5 protein-coding genes and 1 pseudogene are annotated in these 6453 nt (G+C 46.7%); all 6 read right to left on the bottom strand.

The window, feature by feature from the left end; translation table 11 throughout:
• Positions 1–254: 254 nt before the first annotated feature.
• The 6 genes and pseudogenes from pth to B3N33_RS12235 all read right to left on the bottom strand — a co-directional run bounded on the left by pth (position 255) and on the right by B3N33_RS12235 (position 6290).
• Positions 255–824, bottom strand: a complete 570-nt coding sequence (pth, locus tag B3N33_RS12260) for an aminoacyl-tRNA hydrolase (protein WP_214060576.1) — start codon at positions 822–824, stop codon at positions 255–257.
• A gap of 3 nt (positions 825–827) precedes the next feature.
• A complete protein-coding gene (locus B3N33_RS12255) occupies positions 828–1472 on the bottom strand; it encodes a 50S ribosomal protein L25 (protein ID WP_292593501.1) in 645 nt (214 codons plus the stop codon).
• A 13-nt stretch (positions 1473–1485) separates the two neighbouring features.
• Positions 1486–2422, bottom strand: a pseudogene (locus B3N33_RS12250) (ribose-phosphate diphosphokinase).
• Complete coding sequence (gene glmU, locus B3N33_RS12245; protein WP_292593500.1) at positions 2422–3771, bottom strand: bifunctional UDP-N-acetylglucosamine diphosphorylase/glucosamine-1-phosphate N-acetyltransferase GlmU; 1350 nt, start codon at positions 3769–3771, stop codon at positions 2422–2424. The pseudogene B3N33_RS12250 and the gene glmU overlap by 1 nt, the downstream one beginning before the upstream one ends.
• A gap of 116 nt (positions 3772–3887) precedes the next feature.
• Positions 3888–5015 carry an aldo/keto reductase gene (locus B3N33_RS12240; protein WP_214060580.1) on the bottom strand — a complete coding sequence of 376 codons (1128 nt, stop codon included), beginning with the start codon at positions 5013–5015 and terminating at the stop codon, positions 3888–3890.
• Positions 5016–5102: 87 nt separating this feature from the next.
• Positions 5103–6290, bottom strand: a complete 1188-nt coding sequence (locus B3N33_RS12235; protein ID WP_292593499.1) for a DUF438 domain-containing protein — start codon at positions 6288–6290, stop codon at positions 5103–5105.
• Between the last annotated feature and the right edge of the window lie 163 nt (positions 6291–6453).

The following is a 6453-nucleotide window of genomic DNA, read 5'->3' as shown; positions in this document are numbered from 1 at the left end:
TCGGTGAACGGATCCTCGCTCTTGGACGGCTTACGGAGGACGTTTCCTCAAGGCGTTCAGCGGTTCATACGGAACCGGTCAGTGTCTATTCTCGCAAGAGCCTACTCCCCGATGCCCAAGCGGGGACTAAAGATCAAGTACGCAGAAGTGCATTAAATCGAGTCAATTTGGTAATGATGACTGATTCTGGAACTAAGGAATAAGATGATCGAACTCAAGAAAAGATGATGTGGATAATGATGTGTCTGCTAATGTCAAGTAGCTTCCAGGCCATTGTAGTACGACATTGCTTTTCGTATGTCGCCAGCGATCAAGTCTTTCGCAGCAGAAACCGCAAGATCTACAGCCTTGCTTGCTTTGGCGTACTCTTCATCGCTGAATTTCCCGAGAACGTAGTCGACCATGTCTCCATGTTCCGGAAGCGGCCCAACACCGATTCTGATTCTCGGGAATTCCTTTGTCCCAATTTCCGAAATGACGGACTTCACGCCGTTGTGGCCGCCATCTGAGCCGTTCTCTCTTATTCTTATTCTTCCAAGAGGGATCCACACATCGTCATACACAAGAGTCAACGTGTCGCCTTCGCTGAAGTTGATATCCTTCATGAGTAATCTTACAGCGACACCGCTTAGGTTCATGAAGGTGAGAGGTTTCGCTACATATACCTTCGTCTGCCCCTCAAGAAGATAAGCATCGTAGAGTCTCTTCTGAATAGTCTTTCTAAGCCCTTGTTTGATCATTTGATCAACGAATAGAAAACCCACGTTATGTCTCGTGAGCGCATAACGTGGGCCAGGATTTCCCAGTCCAACAAAGAGAAACACTCTTTATTCCTCTTCTCCCTCTTCTTTCTTTCCCTTGTTGATTACTTCGGGCTCAACGCCTTCCTCAAGCTCTTCTGCTTCCTCTTCTTCAACTTCCTTTGCAACTCTTGGAAGCGCTATCAGCATAATTGCATCTTCGTCGTCAAGCAAGGGCTTTATTCCCTCAGGGATGTCCAGATCCTTTACTCTTAGAACATGACCAACGTCTAATGAACTCACATCAACGACAATCTCTTCCACGATATCTTTCGGAAGAACGGAAACCGGAAGCTCGTTGACGATATGATCAACTATTCCTCCCTTTTCTACTCCCATCGGTGTGCCTACCAACCTGATCGGAATACGGAGTTCCATCTTATGACCACTGGAAGGAACAAAGAAGTCGAGATGAATAACCGAGTCAGTAACCTTGTCTCTCTGCACTCCCTTCAGGAAGGCATGGTATTCCTTTCCATCCAGAGTAAGAACGATCGAAGATGTCTCCGCTACTCTTTTCATGATTCTCAAAACCTCAACCTTATCCAGGCTAATGGAAATAGTCTCCATTTCTGCCCCGTAAATCACTCCAGGAATCTTGCCCTCAATAAGCAGGTTCTTTGCTTTCACTTCACCGTTGCGGGGTTCAGCAACGAGATTAATTTCGTGCATTTGTTTCCCTCCTCTATCTGAACAAAATACTCACCGACAGATTCTTTCTGACTCGGGTCAACGCTTCTGCCAGAAGCGGTGCAATCGACAGCATCAATATGTTTTCGGGAAGATCGTCGTGGAATATCGTATCTGTGATGAAGACCTTCTCGATCTCCGAGTCTGCAATTATGTTCTTCGCATCGCCGGAGAAGACCCCGTGAGTCGCACAAGCATATATCTTGTTCGCGCCGTTGGATTTTAGCATCTTGGCTGCCTCTACCAGTGAACGACCGGTGTCAATTATATCATCAAAGATTATTGCTGTCTTTCCCTCGACATCGCCGATTATGTGAACCATTTCGGCCTCATTGTCCCTCGGTCTTCTCTTGTCGAGAATCGNNAAGTTTCGCAGCGAACTTGCTGGCACGTTTGACTCCGCCGATATCAGGCGAGATCACTGCCATTTCGTCTCTATTAAACGCACCTTCACTGAAGAACTTCAGAAATGCAGGAAATGACCAGAGATTGTCCACGGGAATATCGAAAAAACCCTGTATCTGCTCTGCATGCAAGTCTATAGTTATCAGTCTTCCCGCCCCAGACGTTGTGAGAAGATTCGCGACAAGTTTTGCTGTTATCGGGTCTCGGCCTCTCGCCTTTCTGTCCTGTCGTGCGTAACCATAGTAAGGAATCACCGCGGCAATTGAATGAGCCGAAGCACGTCTAAAAGCATCGATCATAATAAGGAGTTCCATAAAGTTCTCGTTGGCCGGACTACTGGTTGACTGGATAATGAAGATGTCATGACCTCTAACCGTCTCATCGATCTTCAGATTAATCTCCCCGTCGGAGAACCTCTTTGTTCTGCAATCTCCAAGCCTGATTCCAAGGTGTTTCGCGATTTTTTCGGCTAGCGGAAGACTCGCAGAACCGGCGAAAACCTTCATCTCGTTCGTCTGGTACGGCATCAGTTTTTCTCCTCCTGCCCTCTATTTTTTGGATATCTTCCTTCTTTCACGACTTGTCTGGCTCTGCCGAACGCAAGCGAGTCAGGTGGAACATCTTCAGTAATAGCTGAGCCGGCAGCGGTTACAGAGCGTTCGCCTATCTTCACCGGGGCGACCAGAGATGTGTTGCTGCCTATGAAGGCGCCGTTACAAATCTCCGTCTTATGCTTGTTCTTTCCGTCATAGTTACAGGTGATCGTACCTGCGCCAATATTGACATTCTCTCCTACATTCGTGTCGCCTAGATAGGTCAAATGCTGGGCCTTCGACCCTTTCCCGAGAACCGTCTTCTTGAGCTCGACGTAATTACCTACATGAGCATTGTTCATCACAATGGCTCCCGGCCTCAACCTTGAAAAGGGACCGACTCTAGCTCCAGAACGGATCTCTGCGGAGTCTACTTCGGAGCGAATTATCTCTACGTCGTCTTCAACGATCGCATTCTCGATTCTTGTCATCGGACCTATCAAGCAGTTATCGCCGATACGGGTCTTTCCGGTTATGAAGACCATAGGCTCAATTACCGAGTCAATACCGATTTCAACGTCCGGACCAATATAACACGTCTCCGGATCGACCATCGTCACTCCGTTTCTCATGTGTTCTTCGTTTATTCTTTTCTTAGCTATTCTGGTTATTTCGGCCAACTGAATTCTGTCGTTTACGCCGAGAACTTCATCGGTATCTTCTACAACGATAGTATCTGCCCTTTCAGCCATCGCCACCGTGTCGGTAAGATAGTACTCCTTCTGATCGTTGTCGTTAGACAATCTTTTAACTGCATCTCTGAGAAAGCTTCCCTTAAACGCGTAAATTGCCGTGTTCACTTCATCTATCTTTCTCGTCTCTTGATCGGCGTCCCTGTGTTCAACTACTCTGATCTTGTCTCCGGTTTTCACGACTCTTCCATAGCCGGTGGGATCTGCAGGTTTCATAGTGAGAAAGACAACATCATAATCACCATTTCTTCTAGTCAAAATTAGCTTTTCCAGAGTGGAAACTCTCACCAAAGGTTCGTCTCCAGCCAAAACGACGACCTCTTCGTCATCGAGGTATTCGGCCGCCGTCATAACCGCATGCCCGGTGCCAAGCTGAGGGATCTGCCTGACAGAGAGAACATCTTCATCGAGGACAGCTTCTACTCTATCCGCTTCAAAACCCGTTACGACAACTATCCTGTCTACGCCTGCCCTTCTCAGGGAAGCGGCAACCCAATTGATCATAGGTCTATCGATGATCCTGTGAATAACTTTTGGAAGTCTTGACTTCATTCTCTTTCCCTGACCAGCAGCAAGTATTATTCCAGTCATAAACAACTACCTCCCCGAAAGGTTTCAATTGGATGTATGAATACGGCACAATTATATAGCACCCGTAAGGAAAATAGCAGCTCTATAAGAAACAGGTGGCTTCTCTAACGGTAACCCTATTCGAAGAGCGCAGCAACTTCCTTGAGACTCTCGATTATCGGAATTCCCTGAGGACAGAGCTCTTCGCAACGTCCACACTCGATGCAGTTCGAGGCTCTACTCTCTTCCTTGATAAATCTCAAATAGGCATTCTTGTGGTCCTCGATGCTGTCAAACATGTATGCATCATTGAAGAACTCCAGACAACTTGGAATCGCCACACCGTTAGGGCATGGCATGCAATAATTGCAGCCGGTACAGTTCACTCTTATACTCTTTTTGTATTCTTCGCTGACCCTTTCGACGATAGCAAGTTCTGAAGCAGATAAGGAATCGGGAAGAGCCTCTCTGGCCGTTGCAATATTCTCCTTAACCTGATCCATGTTCGACATCCCGCTGAGCACAACACCGACGGCAGGATCATTCCAGACCCATCTAAGCGCCCAGGCGGCAGGCGATCTCTCAATCCCTGTAGACCGCCAAATTGAAAGGATATCCTCCCGTACATTTGATGCGAGCTTCCCTCCACGAAGAGGTTCCATAACAACGATTCCTATCCCCTTACCGGCCGCATATTTCAGGCCTTCAAAGCCCGCCTGATGCTCTGTATCCAGGAAGTTGTACTGAATCTGACAAAACTCCCAATCGTAGGAATCGATGATCTCCTTGAAAACATCTACAGTGTCGTGAAAAGAGAACCCGATATGTTTGATTCTTCCGCTGGAAAGGGCGGAATCCATGAAATCGAAGATATCGTGTTCCGTGAGATTCTTCCAGAATCTCTTGTTTAGGGAATGTATTAGGTAGAAGTCGATCACGTCAGTTCTCAAACGCTTCAACTGCTCATTGAGATAGTAGTCCATGTCTTCCCTGCTCTTGATCAACCAACTCGGAAGCTTGGTTGCAAGATGAACCTTCTCTCTGTAGCCATTTTGAAGAGCATGTCCGACAAAGGGTTCGCTCTGGCCATTATGATATCCCCAGGCGGTGTCGACATAGTCAACACCATTGTCGATAGCGAACCTAAGCATTCTCGTAGCTTCCTCAACATCTATAGACTGCTCGTCGAGCGTTGGGAGTCTCATACAACCGAATCCCAGGGCAGATACTTTCTCTCCCGTATTTCCAATCTCTCTGCGAATCATCGTATTACCTCCGAAAGAAAATTGAAGATTACTGTAGGTACACTCTATTCTACAATATCTGCGCCTGGTTTTCGAATTTCGCCTTTGCTAGTCCAGAGGATCGTAGATCCTCTTCTCGCCTTCAAGTGCCCTGATTTCAGATATCTCCTGAGTGACCTCGAGCGTACCCGCGTACTTCCCGTCGTTGTCTCTCAACGCAAAGTATCTTATATGAACCATTTTAGGTTCGAGGTTAAGCCAGAATTGAGCAACGTCTCTTGTTCCACTCTTGAAGTCAGAAAGAATCTTCTCAACAATATGGGCACTCTTCTGAGGATGGCAGTTCTGAACCTTTCTGCCGATTATCGCTCTCGTCCTTGTGAATATTCTTTCCCTTCCTTCGCTGAAATATCGAACTACATCGTCTTCGTCAACGTAAGTAATGTCAAATGGAAGGTTGTTAAGAAGTATCCTGAGCTGGTCGACTTTCAAGAAACCGCTTCCCAGATTCACAAGGCCTTCGACACTCTGCTCTTCAGGTTCGGCCGCCGATGGAGCAAATGGCATTGGCTCGAAAGCGAAGTATCCAATCTCGTCGAACTGAGTTCTGACTTCCTCCCACTCTTTCTCGGAAAGCAGTTTGAGCGAAGAGGGGAAAAGTATCTTGTGTTCCTTATAGATATGGTTTGAAAAGATCTCCGAAATACCTATTGCCAATTCGTTTGTATTGCTTTGCCCATCCTTCAGATTCCTGATTGCAGTTCCTAATTTCCTCCTCAGTTCTCTCACTTCATCGTGTTCCTTCCACATTATCGCAGGTGGTTGAACGAGGCCGTGTCTTTCAAGATACGGGAAAAGGACATTCTCTTCTTTAGAGAAATACGATTCAACAAGTTCAAAGTAATCAATCAGCGAAGATAGTCGCTTCACCTCTTCTTCTCCATACTTCCCTCTGCCGATCTTGGACGCGACATCCCGCAGCGCCTTAGACTTGTTAAGAATGTCTCTATGCTCTTCTATCAGAATGTGGAGAGGATGCCAGGGCTCGACATTGATATCGTCTTCGTCCAACGCCTCCTTAAATACGTCGAGATGAACGTTGCACATAAGCTGTATACTTTCGGGCGGCATCCCCTCTTCTACGAGCTTCTGCTCTAACTGTGCGATTTCGACGGGGGTTAATTCCCTCACAACTTTCATGAAATCTCCCCTTATGCTCTCGATGTTATCCGGATTTTCGTGCAGTCTCTTTATCAATCCTTTCAGGAATTCTTCTTTGTTAAAGAGCTCGCTCACTTCTTCACCTCCATGTCTTATAAATAGATCGTATCCTCTGAAACGGATTTCATCAGTAACATATGTTACATACCACGATTACAAAGCTCCATGAAGAACCTCTCAAAAGACACTGCTGAAATTAGACGCAAGGCGCCGAAGAGCATCGGCGGACGCAAGGCTG

This window comes from Mesotoga sp. UBA5825 (genome assembly GCF_002432955.1).
Classification (GTDB): domain Bacteria; phylum Thermotogota; class Thermotogae; order Petrotogales; family Kosmotogaceae; genus Mesotoga.
The sequence above is the reverse complement of the archived record's forward strand: the minus strand, read 5'-3'. Positions and strand labels throughout refer to the sequence as shown.

Excerpts from the sequence above, each read along its gene's own strand:
- B3N33_RS12255 (WP_292593501.1), bottom strand. The coding sequence starts at position 1,472 with ATGCACGAAATTAATCTCGTTGCTGAACCCCGCAACGGTGAAGTGAAA.
- B3N33_RS12240 (WP_214060580.1), bottom strand. The coding sequence starts at position 5,015 with ATGATTCGCAGAGAGATTGGAAATACGGGAGAGAAAGTATCTGCCCTG.
- glmU (WP_292593500.1), bottom strand. The coding sequence starts at position 3,771 with ATGACTGGAATAATACTTGCTGCTGGTCAGGGAAAGAGAATGAAGTCA.